Source organism: Bradyrhizobium sp. Leaf396, from assembly GCF_001424605.1.
GTDB lineage: Bacteria > Pseudomonadota > Alphaproteobacteria > Rhizobiales > Xanthobacteraceae > Bradyrhizobium > Bradyrhizobium japonicum_C.
The window spans coordinates 129457-145268 of the sequence record NZ_LMQJ01000065.1; the positions used below are offsets into that span (position 1 = coordinate 129457).

17 protein-coding genes are annotated in these 15812 nt (G+C 64.6%); 8 read left to right on the plus strand and 9 right to left on the minus strand.

From position 1 onward, the window contains the following. Positions 1-45 precede the first annotated feature (45 nt). Positions 46-405, minus strand: a complete 360-nt coding sequence (locus tag ASG57_RS33535) for a His-rich protein BRANT (RefSeq protein WP_057199007.1) — start codon at positions 403-405, stop codon at positions 46-48. A 248-nt stretch (positions 406-653) separates the two neighbouring features. Between ASG57_RS33535 and ASG57_RS33540 the strand changes: the two genes are divergently transcribed. Both ASG57_RS33540 and ASG57_RS33545 read left to right on the plus strand, forming a co-directional pair. Continuing rightward, complete coding sequence (locus ASG57_RS33540) at positions 654-1196, plus strand: tetratricopeptide repeat protein (protein WP_024340709.1); 543 nt, start codon at positions 654-656, stop codon at positions 1194-1196. A gap of 107 nt (positions 1197-1303) precedes the next feature. Continuing rightward, entirely contained in the window at positions 1304-2692 is a 1389-nt protein-coding gene (locus ASG57_RS33545; protein WP_057199008.1) for a serine hydrolase domain-containing protein, read from the plus strand. Here the strand turns inward: ASG57_RS33545 and ASG57_RS33550 are convergent. After that, positions 2679-4247 carry a S10 family peptidase gene (locus tag ASG57_RS33550; RefSeq protein WP_057199009.1) on the minus strand — a complete coding sequence of 523 codons (1569 nt, stop codon included), beginning with the start codon at positions 4245-4247 and terminating at the stop codon, positions 2679-2681. The genes ASG57_RS33545 and ASG57_RS33550 overlap by 14 nt on opposite strands. 249 nt (positions 4248-4496) lie before the next feature. On the opposite strand from ASG57_RS33550, the gene ASG57_RS33555 reads away from it, so the two are divergent. The 3 genes from ASG57_RS33555 to ASG57_RS33565 all read left to right on the plus strand — a co-directional run bounded on the left by ASG57_RS33555 (position 4497) and on the right by ASG57_RS33565 (position 6528). Beyond that, positions 4497-5276, plus strand: a complete 780-nt coding sequence (locus ASG57_RS33555) for an NAD kinase (RefSeq protein WP_024340712.1) — start codon at positions 4497-4499, stop codon at positions 5274-5276. A 99-nt stretch (positions 5277-5375) separates the two neighbouring features. Then, positions 5376-5921: a response regulator gene (locus tag ASG57_RS33560; RefSeq protein WP_008549760.1), complete on the plus strand. Its 546-nt coding sequence runs from the start codon at positions 5376-5378 to the stop codon at positions 5919-5921. 28 nt (positions 5922-5949) lie between these two features. Further along, on the plus strand, positions 5950-6528 hold the full coding sequence (locus tag ASG57_RS33565) for an Hpt domain-containing protein (RefSeq protein ID WP_057199010.1): 579 nt from the start codon (positions 5950-5952) through the stop codon (positions 6526-6528). A 109-nt stretch (positions 6529-6637) separates the two neighbouring features. On the opposite strand, the gene ASG57_RS33570 is transcribed toward ASG57_RS33565, so the two are convergent. The 4 genes from ASG57_RS33570 to folE form a co-directional block, all read right to left on the minus strand. Further along, on the minus strand, positions 6638-7813 hold the full coding sequence (locus ASG57_RS33570) for a DUF2336 domain-containing protein (protein WP_024340714.1): 1176 nt from the start codon (positions 7811-7813) through the stop codon (positions 6638-6640). Positions 7814-8014: 201 nt separating this feature from the next. Further along, on the minus strand, positions 8015-9034 hold the full coding sequence (locus ASG57_RS33575; RefSeq protein WP_230646559.1) for a transglycosylase SLT domain-containing protein: 1020 nt from the start codon (positions 9032-9034) through the stop codon (positions 8015-8017). Between the two features lie 191 nt (positions 9035-9225). Beyond that, the gene (gene hisI, locus ASG57_RS33580) at positions 9226-9648 is read right to left on the minus strand and encodes a phosphoribosyl-AMP cyclohydrolase (RefSeq protein ID WP_024340716.1); all 423 of its coding nucleotides are present in this window, start codon (positions 9646-9648) and stop codon (positions 9226-9228) included. A 27-nt stretch (positions 9649-9675) separates the two neighbouring features. Further along, positions 9676-10365: a GTP cyclohydrolase I FolE gene (folE, locus tag ASG57_RS33585; protein WP_024340717.1), complete on the minus strand. Its 690-nt coding sequence runs from the start codon at positions 10363-10365 to the stop codon at positions 9676-9678. A gap of 238 nt (positions 10366-10603) precedes the next feature. Here folE and ASG57_RS33590 point away from each other — a divergent pair, with 238 nt between their 5' ends. Further along, the gene (locus ASG57_RS33590) at positions 10604-11059 is read left to right on the plus strand and encodes an iron-sulfur cluster assembly scaffold protein (RefSeq protein WP_024340718.1); all 456 of its coding nucleotides are present in this window, start codon (positions 10604-10606) and stop codon (positions 11057-11059) included. Between the two features lie 126 nt (positions 11060-11185). Here the strand turns inward: ASG57_RS33590 and ASG57_RS33595 are convergent, their stop codons facing one another. After that, positions 11186-12070, minus strand: a complete 885-nt coding sequence (locus ASG57_RS33595; protein WP_024340719.1) for a COG3904 family protein — start codon at positions 12068-12070, stop codon at positions 11186-11188. A 229-nt stretch (positions 12071-12299) separates the two neighbouring features. On the opposite strand from ASG57_RS33595, the gene yidD reads away from it, so the two are divergent. Beyond that, positions 12300-12632 carry a membrane protein insertion efficiency factor YidD gene (gene yidD / locus ASG57_RS33600; protein WP_024340720.1) on the plus strand — a complete coding sequence of 111 codons (333 nt, stop codon included), beginning with the start codon at positions 12300-12302 and terminating at the stop codon, positions 12630-12632. Positions 12633-12718: 86 nt separating this feature from the next. Beyond that, a complete protein-coding gene (locus ASG57_RS33605) occupies positions 12719-12925 on the plus strand; it encodes a hypothetical protein (RefSeq protein WP_024340721.1) in 207 nt (68 codons plus the stop codon). On the opposite strand, the gene ASG57_RS33610 is transcribed toward ASG57_RS33605, so the two are convergent. Both ASG57_RS33610 and ASG57_RS33615 read right to left on the minus strand, forming a co-directional pair. Next, entirely contained in the window at positions 12926-14140 is a 1215-nt protein-coding gene (locus tag ASG57_RS33610) for a hypothetical protein (RefSeq protein WP_024340722.1), read from the minus strand. It abuts the gene before it with no gap. A gap of 2 nt (positions 14141-14142) precedes the next feature. Beyond that, on the minus strand, positions 14143-15510 hold the full coding sequence (locus ASG57_RS33615) for an APC family permease (RefSeq protein WP_057199012.1): 1368 nt from the start codon (positions 15508-15510) through the stop codon (positions 14143-14145). Between the last annotated feature and the right edge of the window lie 302 nt (positions 15511-15812).

Here is a 15812-nt window from a genome sequence, read left to right on the forward strand (position 1 = left end):
CGCGGCGGCGGGCAATGCAAGGATGCCGCCGCGCGGGACCGGTCGTCAGTTGCGCTTGTCGGTCGCTGCCGGCTTGGTCACGTCCGGCTTCTGTGACTGCTTGTCAGAGACCTGCTTGTCCTGATGGCGATGCTGGCCCACGGTCTTGTGCTCGTCGGGCGCAGCGTTGGTGTGAGCGTTCACCGCATTCGGCTTGCCGTCCATCTTGGCATCGGCCTTAACGTCGGCGGCCTTCGTGTCGGCCTTGAAGCCGGCTTCCGGCTTGACGGCAGTCGCCGCCTTGGGCTGGCTCTGGTCTGCCTTGATCGCCGGCGCGGTCGTGGTGGTCTTGCCGGCCTCGGCCGCGAAGGCCGGGGCTGCGAGCACGGAGGCTGCGAGCAAGGCTGCGGAAATGGTCTTCAACATGGAGGTCTCCTCTGGAATGATCTCGAGGCGGCGCCGTCTCGCCTGCCCTTCGACCGTGGTTGGGAGCCTAGGGGCCGCGCACTGAACCCAATCTGAAGCCCCTCGCAGGCTTCCGTTCATCTCGATGACGCGTTTGTCATCCGCAGGCGGGCGAATAGATCGTGCGAAGCGGGAATGTTTTTGCGCGACGGGTGTTCCGGTCTTCAGGCAATCGTGTAGGATCGCCACGTTCAGACGGGAGAATTTAGATGCGCAAACTCTCAATGTTTTTTGTGCCGGCACTCCTCGCCTTGGCGCTGGCGGCTGCGCCGGTACTGTCCAGCGCGTATGCGGCGGGCAGCGACGAGCCTTCGTCGCCGCCGAAATCGGACTCCTCGACCAAGAAGGGCAAGAAGAAGAGCTCTTCCGTCAGCGACCCCAAATTCCTCGCGACCTATCGTACCGCCTATGCCGCGATCTACGACAAGCACGATTACTCGGGCGCCATCGACCAATTGAAGTCGCTCAAGCGCGACGACGTCGCCGACGTCGCCAACCTGATCGGCTATTCCTATCGCAAGCTCGGCGACTATCAATCGTCGAAGGTCTATTACGAGCTGGCGCTGAAGGACGATCCGAACCACGTCCGCACATGGCAGTATTACGGACTCTGGCAGCTGGAGCAGGGCAATCGCGAGCAGGCGCAGTATCACCTCGACAAGATCGCCTCGCTCGCCGGCACCGACAGCTCCGAGTATCGCTCGCTGGCCGCTGCGCTCGACAAGCCGACCGGCGCCACGCTCGTCTACTGAAGCATCCAGTCTTCGGACCCCGCATACGGGCACAACCTGCCGGTTGTGCCCGTTCCGCGTTCTCGGCTAGGCTTCCTGCCTTCAATCTCCCTGCGAATTGGTGCGCGATGGACCCGTGGCTGCGACCCGCGATCGACTACATCGGCTCCTGGATCGAATTCCAGCTGGCGACACTCCAACAGCCAGGCGTCCTCGTCGCGTTCGCCTATCGCGGCGAGATCGTAGCCGAGCACGCGTTCGGTCTCGCCAACCTCGATACCGGCGAGAAGCTCACTCCGCGCCATCGCTTCCGCATCGCCTCGCATTCAAAGAGCTTCACCTCCGCCGGCATCATGAAGCTGCGCGAGCAGCGCAAGATCCGGCTCGACGACACGGTCGGGCAATATGTCGGCGGCCTGCATCCGCGCGTGGCCGAGACGACGATCGCGCAGGTGCTCTCGCACAGCGCGGGGTTGACGCGCGACGGCGCTGATTCCGGGCAGTTCATCGACAGCCGCCCCTATCTCAACGCCAGCGAGCTGCTTGCGGAATTGAAGCAGCCGGCCGCGATCGAGGCCGGCACGCGCTTCAAATATTCCAATCACGGCTTTGGCCTTCTCGGCCTCGTGATCGAGGCCGTGACGAAGGAGCCCTACCCCACCTGGATCAAGCGCGAGATCATTGCACCCGCGGGCTTGCGCGAAACCGAACCGGACACTCCGCTCCCCAGGGCCGCCCTGTTCGCGCGCGGCCACACACGGAGGCTGCCATATGGCGAGCGATGCGTCATCGCCGGGGACAATCCCGCCCAGGCGATGGCATCGGCTGCAGGCTTCGCCGCCACCGCGGCTGACACGGCCCGCTTCTTCGCGCAGCTTGCGCCCAATGCGAAGAAGAGCGTGCTGTCGGTTGCGAGCCGCCGCGAGATGACGCGCCACCATTGGCGCATCCCGCAGAGCTTCGAGGCCTACTACGGCCTCGGCGTCAATGCCGGCAAGACCGACGGCTGGGACTGGTTCGGCCATAGCGGCGGTTTCCAGGGTTACATCTCGCGGACCTGCTCCATTCCTGCCTGCGAGCTCGCCATCAGCATCCTCAGCAACTCCATCGACGGAGCGGCACCGATCTGGATGGACGGCGCGATGCAGATCCTGCGAGTCTTCCAGACCCGCGGCGCGCCCGATCGCCGCCTGCGCGACTGGACCGGCCGGTGGTGGACGATCTGGGGCGCGACCGATCTTGTCCCCGCAGGCAACCGCGTGCTCCTCGCCAATCCGCAGTTCAACAACCCGTTCATGGATGCCGCCGAGATCGAAGTCACCGGTCGCGATAGCGGCAAGCTGGCCTGGGCCGCAGGCTATTCCAGCCACGGCGAGCCGGTGCGCCGCGTTCGCAACAAGCGCGGCAAGGTCAGCGAGATCTGGATCGCAGGCGCCAACGTGAAGCCTGAAGCCGTGGTCGCGCGCGAGATCGCGCGCCGCTATCCGCCGCGCAAGCGCCGGCCTACTCCCGAATGAGCGTCTCGACCTCGCTCCGGAATGCCTGTCGCGCCCCCTCGCGCGAATAGAACATGTGGCCGCCGGGATAGACGACGAATTTCACGCGCTGTGTGACGAAGGCCGGCAATTGATCGAGCACTCGCTTCGTCCCGAAATAGGGCGTGGCGAGATCGAACAAGCCGTGCGCGACCAGCACGTTCAGCTTCCCATCGGTTGCGAGGATCTGGCGCAGCTCCGAGATCGACTGCGGCGGGTCGATGCCGCGGCCGAAATCCCATTGACCTCCCACCGTGCCGTTCAGGACTTCATAGGAGCCGCCGGGCCGCCAGTTGAGCTTGCGCGAGAGCACGTCAACCGCTGCGCTCGTCAGCGGCGCCTGAAGCGCATCGCCGGACGGGTCGCCGAAGCGCGAGTTGCTGGAATCCGGATAGGGATCGAAGCCACGCACCGAGGCATCGTAACGCCCCGTCACCTTGCCGTTCTTGCGGTCGAGCTCGCGGCGGAATTCGCTGACGTCGAAGCGGCCGGCTAGCCTGCGGCTGACGGCCTGATCGATGCCGGTGAGCTGGGCGACCTTGTCCGCGAGACGATTGGTCGCCTCCTTGTCCGCCTCGCCCTTGACGAGGTCGGTCAGGAACTCGCCGCGCGCGTAGGCCTCGACATCGGCGAGGTCGGCGCGCTTGACCGGTCCCTTGGCCTCACGGGCGACCGCGACATAGCTCGGCAGCGTCGCGACATATTGCAGGATGCTGGTGCCGGTGAACTCGCGGAAGTCAAACAATGGCGACACCAGGATCAATCCCCTGACGCCGACACCCTGCTGAAGCTGCAACTGGCGCACGACCTTCGGGCCGCGAATGCCGCCATAGCTTTCACCGGCAACAAATTTCGGCGACGTCAGCCGCTCGTGCTTCTCGAGCCAGCGTCGGATCACGAGCGCGATGGAATTGACGTCGCCGTCGACTGAGTAGAAGGATTTTCGCGCCTCCTCGCCGCTGGCGACGAAACGGCTGTAGCCGGTGCTGACGGGGTCGATGAACACGAGATCGGTGAAGTCGAGCCAGGTCTCTGCGTTCGGCTTCACCTCGGGCGAGGCCGAGGGCGACAGGGCCTCGCCGTCGAGCGGCAGCCGCCATGGACCGGCCGCACCGAACTGGAGCCACGCCGAGGACGCGCCGGGCCCGCCGTTGAACAGGAACGTCACGGGCCGGTTTGCGCGGTCGGCACCGTCGAGCTCATAGGAGGTCACGGCGATATCGGCCAGCGGCTCGCCCTTGCCGTCGAACACGCGGATCGAGCCGGCGGTGGCCGTGAAATTGAGAGTCCGGCCGGGCAGATCGAGTGTCTGCCTCGTGATCGAATCCGGCGGCAGCCGGTGCTGCTCGGCCGCGGAGGGCGAAGCCGGTGAAGCGTTTGGTGCGCCACCGCCGCGACCGCCCTTCTGTCCGCCCGGCGAGGCCGCCTCGGGGCGCGGCTGCGGCGGATCATCCGCGCGCGCAAAGCCCGCGAGCGCGAAAGCCGAGACCGCCAGCACCAGGCTCGCGCGGCGGAGCATCGGCAGTTGCTTGACCATGATCGTTCTCCCTGCCCGGCGGTGACAACCGGTGCAGACTGCAGCCTAACGCGGAATTGCGACGGTTTGGGGGATCATTGGACTGGCGGGACTGGAGCGGCCGACCAGGTTCAAGCCGCTGCTCTCCTCAACTCCGGATGGACATCTCCGTTAGTTTTGCTGGTCGGTCATCCTCGACAATGCAGGCCCACCTCGTATAGACGGGCCCGGCGGAACTTTTCTCCAGCAAGGCGGCCCTGCCGAGAAGCCATGACCAAGCCCTCGCGATATGACCGGATCGCCTTCGTCGCCAGCCCGAGCAACGAGGCACAGGCCGCCTTTGGCCAGCTCACCAGGGACTATGGCAATTGCGACCCTGCGGATGCCGACGTCGTGGTCGCGCTCGGCGGCGACGGGCTCATGCTCCAGACGCTGCACCAGAACATGCGCACGGGCAAGCCGATCTACGGCATGCATCGTGGCACGGTCGGTTTCCTCATGAACGAGTACTCGACGCACGATTTGCGTGCGCGGCTCGCGGCGGCTCACGAATCCGAGATCAATCCGCTTCTGATGCGCGCGACCGATGTCAACGATCGCGTCCACCTGCATCACGCCATCAACGAGGTCGCCCTGTTCCGACAGACCTACCAGGCCGCGCGCCTGAGGATCCTGATCGACGAGCGCGAGCGCATGTCCGAGCTGATCGCGGACGGCATCATGGTGGCGACACCGGCCGGCTCGACCGCCTATAACCTCTCCGCGCAGGGACCGATCCTGCCGATCAACGCCGCGCTTCTTGCGCTGACACCGATCAGCGCCTTCCGCCCGCGCCGCTGGCGCGGCGCGCTGCTGCCCAATACGGCCTATGTCGTGATCGAGGTGCTGGAGGGCGACAAGCGGCCCGTCGCCGCCGTCGCCGACCACGACGAGGTACGCGACGTCCGCCGCGTCGAGGTTCTCTCGGACAAGACCATCTCGATGCGCATGCTCTTCGACCCCGGCCACAGCCTGGAAGAGCGCATCCTGCGCGAGCAGTTCGGCTATTGATCCGCCCGCCCGCATCGCCTCAAAGTGCCCGGCAGCAACCCTTCGTTAACTCCCGGCGCGATATGGTTAACGAAGGTTGACCGCTTTGGCCCGGGCGTCATGTTCCGTATCGACTTCAACAAGCTGCGCTTCCTCGTCTGCGACGACAATCCGCACATGCGCCGCATCCTACGGACGCTGCTGCATTCGTTCGGCGCGCGCGAAGTCTACGAGGCCGAGGACGGGGCCACGGCGCTCGAAATGTACAGCCACTACGTGCCCGACATCGTCATCACCGACTGGGCCATGCCGATCTTCGACGGGCTCGAGCTCGCGCAGATGATCCGCCAACCGGAATCCAAGGGCAATCCTTACGCGCCGATCATCATGCTGACCGGCCATTCCGAGAAGCGTCGCGTCACGGTCGCACGCGATGCCGGCGTGACCGAATTCCTGGCCAAGCCGATCTCGGCCAAGGGCCTCTATCAGCGCATCCTCAACGTGGTCGCCAATCCCCGACCCTTCATCAAGACCAAGACCTATTTCGGGCCGGACCGCCGCCGCAACACCAACTCCGCCTATATGGGCCCCGAGCGCCGTGTCGGCGAGAAGCACGAGGTGCTGCAGCAGCCCTCACTGCTCGACAAGGCCCGTTCCTCAATCTAGCGCAACCTCTCCAGACGAGGCAGGCATCATGGCGAAGAACAGCGCGAAGGACATCGAGGTCAAGGCCTTCGCCACGCATCACGTCATCACCCAGCCCAATCCGCTGCGAAAGGTCCTGCGCCGCGTCGAAGAAAAGGACATGGACGATCCGGTCGCCCGCGCCGAGCAGGCGCTGGCAGGCCTGTCCGGCGAGTTCAGGGATTGGATGGCGATCGAGGTCCAGCGACTGTCCGCCGCCTGGACTGCGGTGCAGAAGGATGGCTTCACGAAGAAGCTGCGCGACGAGCTGTTTCACGCCGCACACGACATCAAGGGCGACGCGGCGACATTCGGCTTTCCTTCGGCCGCGGGAATTGCCGAAAGCCTCTGCCGCGTCATCGAGCACGCACCTGATCTGCAGAAGGTGCCGCCCGAGCTGTTCACGCACCACATCAATGCCATTCTCGCCATCGTGCACGAGAACACCAGGCTCGACACCATCAGCGTCTCAGCCGAGCTCAGCCGTCGCCTGCGCAAGGTCGCCGACGACTATCTCGCCCACGTCAATCGCGACCGGCCCGAGCATCTCGAGGTGATCCTGTCCCCGAGCATCGCGCCGGTGGAGTAAGGACGCTTCCTTTCGTCATTGCGAGCGCAGCGAAGCAATCCAGAATCGCTCCGCGGAAACAGTCTGGATTGCTTCGCTGCGCTCGCAACGACGCAGTTTGCTGATCCTTCTAGGCCGCGATCAGATCGTCATAGGCCGGGTCCATCGCCTCTTCCGCGACCAGCTCGTCGCAGAACAGCCTTGCCTCTTCACGCGCAGACTCCGTGGCGAAGCGGCGGAGCAGGACCATCAGCGGCTCGGTGACGCCGCGCTCCATCTCGCAATGGGTGAGCACGCGCTCGACCATGCGCCGGCGGAGCCGCACCGCACCGTCATCGCTGTCGACAAAACCCTGCTCGTGACAGGCATCGAGCGCAACCTGGAACGCCGCAAACGTCGTCTCGGGCAGCCCGGCGCGGCGCAGCAGCGCCTGCAGGCTGTTGCCGCCGCGGTCGTGCAGCAGCGCCGAGACGCGTGCCAGCGGCAGATCGGCAAGCTCGGCAAGTGCCGCATCGAACAGATCGAGATTGCTCGACAGCAGTGCACGCAGGATCAGTCCTGCGGTCAGCTGGCCGGTGACGCGCAGGTGACGCACCAGGCCCTGCATATCCTCTCCGCGGGAGCGTGCCGCGATGTTCATGGTGGAGCGGTCGCGTGCCTCGATCGTGATGCGGTCCGCGCGATCGGCGCTCAGCCAGTTCCGCGCCACCACGAATTGCGCCAGCATCTCCGAGAGCTTTGCCACCAGCGCTGCGCGCGTTGCCGCCGGCAGATCCTCCAGCACCAGCATCGCCTCGCGGATCGCGGCGAGATGGCCGTGGCGCTCGACGATGCGGTCCCAGGAGAACGGCGCCAGTTCGGCATGTGGGTTTTCGATCAGCTCCAGCGCGGCAGCCGCGCAGCCGACTTCGGCGATGGCGGCGCAGACCGATACCGGCAGCGCAATGCGGCGGGCGACCGCGCATTGCACCTCTTCGTTGCCGGTCGCAACGATGTCGACGAGATCGGCGTCGATCAGCAGCGGAGAATGTTCGAGGACGGGCAGCGCGACACTCGGCTGGTCTGCCGACAGCGCCCGCACGATTGCGGCCGGCGCTTCAAGGCTGCGGGCAAAGGCCTCGGCCATCGCCTGTCGCACCAGCGGCGAGGGATCGTCCAGGAGCATCAGAAGCGCGCCTTCGGCGGCGATACGGTCGTCTGCAGAAAGGTCCGAGATCAGCCAGGCCCGGGCCAGTGCCCGCGTTGCCTCGGCCCGCTCGCCGGCCGGCGCCGTTCTGATCCAATTGATGAACTGCCGAACAATCATCCTGTTTCCGGCTTACACAACAAACGAAATGGTGACCTCTCGCCACCTGCAATACAAAATAAACCACGACGCTTAACAAAGCGTTCACCATAACTGGCTGGTTTCATTGATGATTTGTTAAGGACAGGGGCGCCTGGGCTGCGTGCCGGACGTATCGCAGCGCCGCCTCAGGCGATGCTCCCCGCAGATGCGAGAGTGGCGTTAACTCGAGAACGTGCCGCTGCGATCGCTGAAGAGGTCGAGCGGCTGCGGCGGCCGAACGTCCGGCGTTGCCGAGGCAATTGACGTGAGCGAGGCGTTGTTGCCCCATAATTTCTGCACCGTCGCGGAGACCGGCTGCGTCGCATCGCCGGGCTGATAGATCGAACGAAACACCGGAGTGCTTGGAGCATTCTCGGCAAGCGTTTTCGACGTCGTCGCGCTGACGGGCGTCACCGCGCGCGTGTTCGGAAACGTCTGAAGATATGCGGCATTGTCGATCACGGGTGCGCTCGGCAGCACGCCGCTTGCGCTCGCCACCTCAGTGGTCGACGGCGCGCCGCCATACATCGCCATCGCGCTGCGGGTCACTTTCGAGTTGGCCGCACTGGCGTAGCGCGCGTCGAGCACCGAATAGACCTCGGAGACGCTGCGGGCGCGGCCATCTTTCGCGTAGAAGATCGAGCGGTTTGCGGCAGCCGCATTGGGAAACAGCCTCGCGCCGACGGCTTGCGGATTGTCCTCGGCATTGGCGATGAGTTTTGCGGCTCCGCCGACGCCCATGAAATGGGCCATGTAGAGCTCGCTGTCGCTGGGCCTGCGGCCGAGAAGGCCGGTGAGCTTGAAGCTGTTCGACTGCGTCAGCGCCGCGGCCATGCTCGATGCCGCCTCCGGATCATCGCGCAGCTTCATGATCGACCGCTTCTTCACGGGATCATCGACGGTGTAGGTACCCGACGGCGTCCTGGTGATGGCGTCGGCGTAGCTGCCGTAGCCGAGCTGGGCGCCCGCCTCTTTGACGGTGCCTAGCCATGTCTGGTCGATGAACTGGTAGAGCCCCTGGGCGGACGAGGTGGGGGCAGCAGCCGTCGGATTGAAGTCCGATTCCATCTTGGCGGTGGTCAGCATGTACTGGAAGCTGACGCCGGAGATGTTCGAGGCCTGCTTGATCGCACCGGCGACCCGCGCGCGCGAGGGGTCGAGACCGGCCGTGTGCGTCGCACTGGAATTGTCGACCGACATGATGAAGTACCCGCCCCGTGCGGCGTTCCGCGGCGCCGGCAATTCGGCGCCCGTGTCGTCTCACCGTGAGACAGGTATGGTTAATGCGGAGTTAACTCAGCCATGCCCGTCATTCCGGGGCGCACCGCAGGTGCGAACCCGGAATTTCGAGATTCCGGATCGGCACTTCGAGCCGTCCGGAATGACGGAAGTCATTTCTTGTAGATCTCGCTCGGATCGAACAGCCGCTCGGCGTCGGCGAAGACCAGCTTCGCTCCGCCGCCCTCGGCCTCGACCTTGCGGTAGAAGCACGACCTCCGACCGGTGTGGCAGGCGGCGCCGATCTGCTCGACGCGGATCCAGACCGCGTCCTGGTCGCAATCGGTGCGCATCTCGATCACGCGTTGGGTCTGACCGGAGGTCTCACCTTTTCGCCACAAGGCATTGCGCGAGCGGCTGAAGTACCAGGCCTCGCCGGTGGCAACGGTCTTGCGCAGCGCCTCCTCGTTCATGTGCGCGACCATGAGCACATCGCCAGTAACGGCGTCGGTCGCGACGCAGGTCACCAGGCCTGCGGCATCGAACTTGGGCAGGAAGGCAAGACCTTCCTCGATCTCATGGGAGTGAGCGGACACGACGACGTCGCCGATCTGTTCGCGAGGTCAGCGCGTGCCTCGCACCAGGGACAGGAAACGGGCCTGCTCCGCCGGATTGTCGCGGAACATGCCGGTGAAGCGGCTGGTGAAGGTGGAGGCGCCATGCTTGGCAACGCCGCGCACCGACATGCAGGTATGCTCGGCCTCGATCAGCACGGCAACGCCGCGGGGTTTGAGGACCTCGTCGATGGCCGCCGCGATCTGCGCCGTCAGGTGCTCCTGGGTCTGGAGGCGGCGGGCGAAGATGTCGGTGAGACGGGCAAGCTTGGACAGGCCGACGACGCGCTCCACCGGCGTATAGGCGATGTGCGCCTTGCCGTAGAACGGCATCATGTGATGCTCGCACTGCGAGGTGAACTCGATGTCGCGCACCAGCACGAAATCGTCATAGCCCGCTGTCTCGCCGAAGGTGCGGTCGAGTACCTCGGCCGGGCACTGGTGGTAGCCCTGATAGAGCTCGTCGAAAGCCTCCACCACGCGGCGCGGCGTGTCGAGCAGGCCCTCGCGCTCGGTATTCTCGCCGATATAGGCGAGCAGCGTCTTGACCGCGGCTTCCGCCTCGGCACGCGCCGGGCGCGGCTGATCGGCGCGGACGGCGGCCGCGAGGAACTCGGCGGGGTCCAGCTCCGCCGGGCGGCTCTCGGGCTGCCGGTCGGAGGGCTTGTTGGGGCGGATGGATTTGATTGCAGCGTCCATATCGACTCCGTTCGACGGCCTCGCGGCCGGAGTGTCACCGGCAGACGGGGCGGGAAAGCCGCCGGACGCCTGAAGAGAACAGTTTCGGCGAAAGTCCGCAAATCATTACGTCGGAGCCAACGCTCTGGATCACACCGCCGCAGCGCGGGACTATTTTTCCGCCAGTTCCATCCCTATATAGGCCCCTGGGTGGCGCCCGCCAAGGCCGATCCGGCGCCGCAGTGTTGGACTCCATCACATGCTGAACGACATTTATAACAAGCGGATCATTGAGCTGGCCGGGAATATTCCGCGCCTCGGGCGGCTTTCGGACCCCGATGCTTCCGCCACAGCCCACTCCAAGCTGTGCGGCTCGACCGTGAAGGTCGATCTCAAGATGAACGGCGACACGGTCACCGACTTCGCCCATGACGTGAAGGCGTGCGCCCTGGGCCAGGCGTCTTCATCCATCATGGCAAGTCACGTGGTCGGCTCGACTGCGAGCGAACTCCGCGAGTTACGGGAAACTGTTCGCAAGATGCTGAAGGAGAACGGCGCGCCTCCTGAAGGCAAATGGGAGGAGATCAAGTTCCTCGAACCCGTTCGCGACTACAAAGCGCGCCATGCCTCGACGCTGCTAACCTTCGATGCCGTGGTCGATGCGATCGGCCAGATCGAGGCCAAGGCCAAGCAGCCGGCCGCGGCGCAGGGCTGACCGCTCCTTTATTTTAGGCGCCGCACGACGCCTGGTGCGAAGATCACGGGGCGCGTTCTCAGGTGGGCGCTGGCGCGCCACAGCCCGCGCTCCGCGCCGGAATCACGGCCGATATTATTGAAGAGCTTACTTCTCCGGTGCCGGCGCCGCCACGCCGCCCGTCGGCACGACGGCCTCCGCCGTCTTGGTCGATTTGGACGGCTCCTGTTCCGTGGCGAATCTGGCTTGCGTCTTTGGCGCAAGCCCCGCCATTGCCGGCGCGGAAATGTCCATATGCGGGAGCACGTCAGCCACGAGATCGGTCGTGACCAGATTGGCGAGCTTGAGCTCACCAGCATCGAGTTCGTGCAGGTCTTCCCAGGGCGGGACACTGAGCGCAAGCGACAGCAGATCGCCGGTGCCGCCCATGTCGAATGTGTATTTGGCAAGGCGACCGATGTCGCGCTCCACGATCATCAGATCCTGCGCGCTGTAGCTCGCGGCCTTGGCATCATCGGCGCGGTCGCCCATCCAGATCTGGTGGACCCGGACATGTGCGGCCGCCGGCACGTATCGCTTCTTGCCGGCCAACAACAGGAACACGCACATCGATTCGCAATAGGCCTCTGGCGCGACAGCCGGCCGAGTCGACGGCCCGCCGCGAAGGCTCACGCCGACCGTGGTCGACAGTCCGAGGTTGCGGAAGCGGCGCCCAAGCGTGATCGCATCATTTACGGAACCGCCGCTGGAATCGAGCACCACGGTGGCGCCGCCGAGCTGGCGCCCGCGCGAAAACTCTTCGAATTCCCTGGGGGTATCGGCAGTGATGATGCCGACTGCGCTGATCCAGCCGCGGCAGTTCGGTTCGCAGGCGACCCAGTTGAACTTCATCGGCAGCTTGCGCTCCTCGAGCGCACTACCCGCTCGCGCCGACGACCCGAATGTCGCGACGGCGCCCGACAGCGCGACACCACAAACGGCGGCTCCTACCAGCAACCAGCCGCGAAAATTGAGCGACGTCAGAAGTTTCAAACTGGTCCCTTCCCCAAGCCCCAAGGCGATTCAGGTCAGCCCCGTTTTGCGTCCGATTAGTTTACACATGGACGTCACAAAAATGGTATCCGGGGGAATACAGATCGTCCATAGATACTTGCTGCACTGCTCCCTAAAAGCAGGCAGAATATGGCGCATAAACAGCAGCTTACCAGTTCCCTGCGCCGGAACCGTGCAACACCTCGCTCAAGATCGCAGCAAAGCGCACATGAAGCACTCAGCCCGCGAGCATTGTTCCATTGAGAGTGCGCTCCGGCTGCCGCGCAGATTCGGCCGTGCGCTGATTTGGCTGTATCGCCATACGCTGTCGCCCCTGGTGGGCTACAACTGCCGGCACCTGCCGACCTGCTCCGTTTACGGCGATGAAGCGATCGAGCGGTTCGGCTTGTGGGCCGGAGGATGGATGACGCTCGCTCGCCTGCTGCGCTGCAATCCCTTCGGCACATCAGGTATCGACAACGTCCCCCTCACCGCGCCGAAGGGCGCTCGGTGGTATCTGCCCTGGCGCTACGGCCGCTGGCGCGGGGTCAATGCATCTTGACCTTGGCTGTGGTGCTCCTTGCGCCGCGATCGGAACAGGAACTTTCCGCTCGCGTTGTTTCGATGCTCCCACGGGAGGAAACAACGATGCGCTGGAAAATCAGCCCCCCTTTCCATTTCAGGCTCGGTCCGCACCTCAGTCATCGGCGACACGATCCCAGAGCCATGGACCTGCTCGCCATTGTCGCACTGCTCGCTCTCGTCGTCGCCTCAAGCTGGTATTTGGCGGACAGTCTTGCGACGCCGCCCAGCACGACGACGTTTATCGTGCCGAGCCAGAGTGTGCACTGGTAGCTATCGGAACCAATAGAAGCGTCCCTGTGACGGCGGGATGGATTCCGGTGGCCGCAGCCGCTTCGGGCGGGGCGGCTTCGGCGCTGGCTCGGCGGTGGAAGTGGTCTCCGCAGCCGGCGCGGTCTCGCTGCCCGGCACCTTCACCGCCAGCAGCAAGTTCGACTCGTGCATCCGCCAGCGATAGCCGACTCCGAAGTCGATCGGCTGAGCGCGCGTGAACAACTGGGCGTAGCGCTCCTGGTAGCGGCCGGGGAATTCGTCGATGGGGCCGAGATAGCGGCCGAATGGGAAGAACCGCCACTGCCGCGCATTGTAATTCGCGAGCGGAATGCCGGAATCGTCCTGGATGATCGTGGCGCTGTTGGCGAGCAGCCAGTCGCGAACGACGGTGAAGTTGCCGGAGTGCAGCAGATAGGACGCGCTTTTGAGCAGGCTGTTGCCGGGCCCGAGCGTCTCGCAGAACTTCAGGAACCCTGCGGCGCGTGCGCCAGAATTGGAGAGGTCGGTCGAAAAATAGTACAGCGTGCGCGTTTCCCCATCGCTGCCCGCAAAGGTGATCCGGACGCCGCGCGTCGCACTACGTCCCGGATTGTCGTCGCCGACATGCAGCCCGCCCTTGTCGTCGAGCGCGACCATCTCGACATTGCGGATGGTCTTGCCGGAGCGCGCAAGGAAGACATAGAGGATCGGCAAGGTGCCGTTGACCTGGTTGGCACTCAGGTCGACCTTCATCTGCTTGGTGATGAAGAAGGAGAAGCTCAGGATGGAGCCGAGGGAGCGCTCGACGTTGTAGAGCGCGGCTCCGATCGAACCGCGCGACAGGCGCGTGAGGTCGGGCACGGCGCCAATCGGCTCCAGGGCGCCGAGCACATAGGTGCTCGCTTTGGAGTAGAACGCGTCGGCGTAGAGGAAATCCGGGCCGCTGAACATGTAGAACATGGTCGGCCGGGGCGCGGCGAGATTGACATCGGCCCAATTGCGTATCTTCGAGAGCTGGCGCTGCTCGAGCTGCGCGAATGCGCCATCGAAGAATTTTGCGTGACGCTGCCAGCCTGGATCCTTCGTGAGCGGCACCAGCGGCGAGTCGGCCGACGGCTGCATGCCCGCAAGGAAGCGCGCGGTGTCGTCGAAAGTGACCTCGGCGGCGTGCGCGGACGAAGCTGCCGCGGCGAAGAAGGCGAAAGCGACCGCCGCAATTCTCAAGAGTTCGACCATGTCTATTCGCGATGTGGTGAAGCGGCAGCGGCGACCGGCCGCCTGCGGAAAACGGCATAGATCAACAGGCCCGAGAGCATCACGAGCATCCCCGAGAGCGACTGCACCGGCCGCTCGGTCAAAAGGTAGTACATCATGAACGCGGTCACGAGCAGGAAAACGAACGGCGTAAACGGGTATCCCCAGGCCCGGTAGGGCCGCGGCAAATCGGGATTGGTGATGCGGAGCTTGATGACGCCGGCAACCGTGAAGAACGAGCAGAACAACAGCGCGAACTGGATAAAGTCGAGCACGGCCTCGAAGCTGCGCGTGAACAGCAGCAAGGTCGCGACCGCAAGCTGAAACAGGATGGCGTAGGCCGGTGCACCGCTCACTGATTTGCGCGAGAATGCGCGCAGAGCCGGTATGTCCTCGCCCATCGTCATCATCACGCGCGGGCCGATCCACATCATCGCGCTGATCGAGGAGATCAGACCGAAGCAGATCATCGCGCCGACGATCCGGCCGCCGAGGCTGCCGAAAATGGCGCTGCCGGCGACGCTCGCGACGTCGAGCTGCCCGGCAAGCGCGCCGACCGGCGTGGAATAGAGAAACACCGCGTTCAGCGCGACATACAGCACGAGCACGATGACCGTGCCCGCAAGCAGCGCACGCGGCAGGCTCTGCTGCGGCGTGTTCATCTCGCCGATGATGTAGGTCGCGGCATTCCAGCCTGAGAACGAGTACATCACGAAGACAAGGCCGATCGCGAAGGGCGCACTGACGATGTGGGCGAGGTCGCCCGGCTGCGGCGTGAAGGCGATCGGCTGCGGCACGCCGATGATGAAGCCGGCCACGAGGAAGGCGACAATCAGCACGACCTTGAGGATGGTCGAGATCAGCTGGAACGTCGCGGAGCGCTTGACGCCGGTCAGTTGCACGAGCGAGACCAGCCACACCACGCCTATGGCAAGCGGGATCGGCGACAGATCGGGCACGACCGATTTGGCGTATTCGCCAAACGCCATCGCGGCGAGGGCGACCGGAGCCGCGAAGCCGACCGTCGCCGACACCCAGCCGGCGAGAAAGCCGAAGGCCGGATGATAGGCACGGCCAAGGAAATTGTACTCGCCGCTCGAGCGCGGAAACATCGCGCCCAGCTCGCTGTACGCAAACACCCCGCACAGCGCGACGATGCCGCCGACCGTCCACAGCAGCAGGATCGAGAAGCCCGACGGGATGTCCTTGACCTGGAAGCCAAGGCTGGTGAAGACGCCAACCCCGATCATGTCGGCCACAACGATTGCGGTTGCAACCGGAACGGAGACTCCGGCCCCGCTCCCGGTCAGCCGGCCCGTCCAGGCTGCGGTTCCCGCATCTGATGCCGTCATCGGGGTCCTAACCTCAGGCCTCTCGCCTCGTGGGCCGGTCGTGCAGATTGGTCCAGTCAATTCAAGCAGGGTTAACAAGGGCTAAATGAGGCGAAGGCAGTCGGGTATTAAGACACCGTTTGCGTGCGCCTTCGGACGATGAGGCGGGCTCCGCCAGATGCATCCTGCTCCCCGTCCCCACAATCAGGACACGATCTCTTGGTCAGCTTGAGCGTTCCGGATGTGGGGAATTTCTCCGGACGCTTAACGTCGCCTAAATGCCAGTCGGCTCAATTGTCTCAAGATGCGCCGACGGACTTGAT

Coding starts and splice junctions, on each gene's coding strand:
- ASG57_RS33535 (WP_057199007.1), bottom strand. CDS start 405: ATGTTGAAGACCATTTCCGCAGCCTTGCTCGCAGCCTCCGTGCTCGCA.
- ASG57_RS33540 (WP_024340709.1), top strand. CDS start 654: ATGCGCAAACTCTCAATGTTTTTTGTGCCGGCACTCCTCGCCTTGGCG.
- ASG57_RS33545 (WP_057199008.1), top strand. CDS start 1,304: ATGGACCCGTGGCTGCGACCCGCGATCGACTACATCGGCTCCTGGATC.
- ASG57_RS33550 (WP_057199009.1), bottom strand. CDS start 4,247: ATGGTCAAGCAACTGCCGATGCTCCGCCGCGCGAGCCTGGTGCTGGCG.
- ASG57_RS33555 (WP_024340712.1), top strand. CDS start 4,497: ATGACCAAGCCCTCGCGATATGACCGGATCGCCTTCGTCGCCAGCCCG.
- ASG57_RS33560 (WP_008549760.1), top strand. CDS start 5,376: ATGTTCCGTATCGACTTCAACAAGCTGCGCTTCCTCGTCTGCGACGAC.
- ASG57_RS33565 (WP_057199010.1), top strand. CDS start 5,950: ATGGCGAAGAACAGCGCGAAGGACATCGAGGTCAAGGCCTTCGCCACG.
- ASG57_RS33570 (WP_024340714.1), bottom strand. CDS start 7,813: ATGATTGTTCGGCAGTTCATCAATTGGATCAGAACGGCGCCGGCCGGC.
- ASG57_RS33575 (WP_230646559.1), bottom strand. CDS start 9,034: ATGTCGGTCGACAATTCCAGTGCGACGCACACGGCCGGTCTCGACCCC.
- folE (WP_024340717.1), bottom strand. CDS start 10,365: ATGGACGCTGCAATCAAATCCATCCGCCCCAACAAGCCCTCCGACCGG.
- ASG57_RS33590 (WP_024340718.1), top strand. CDS start 10,604: ATGCTGAACGACATTTATAACAAGCGGATCATTGAGCTGGCCGGGAAT.
- yidD (WP_024340720.1), top strand. CDS start 12,300: ATGAAGCACTCAGCCCGCGAGCATTGTTCCATTGAGAGTGCGCTCCGG.
- ASG57_RS33605 (WP_024340721.1), top strand. CDS start 12,719: ATGCGCTGGAAAATCAGCCCCCCTTTCCATTTCAGGCTCGGTCCGCAC.
- ASG57_RS33610 (WP_024340722.1), bottom strand. CDS start 14,140: ATGGTCGAACTCTTGAGAATTGCGGCGGTCGCTTTCGCCTTCTTCGCC.
- ASG57_RS33615 (WP_057199012.1), bottom strand. CDS start 15,510: ATGACGGCATCAGATGCGGGAACCGCAGCCTGGACGGGCCGGCTGACC.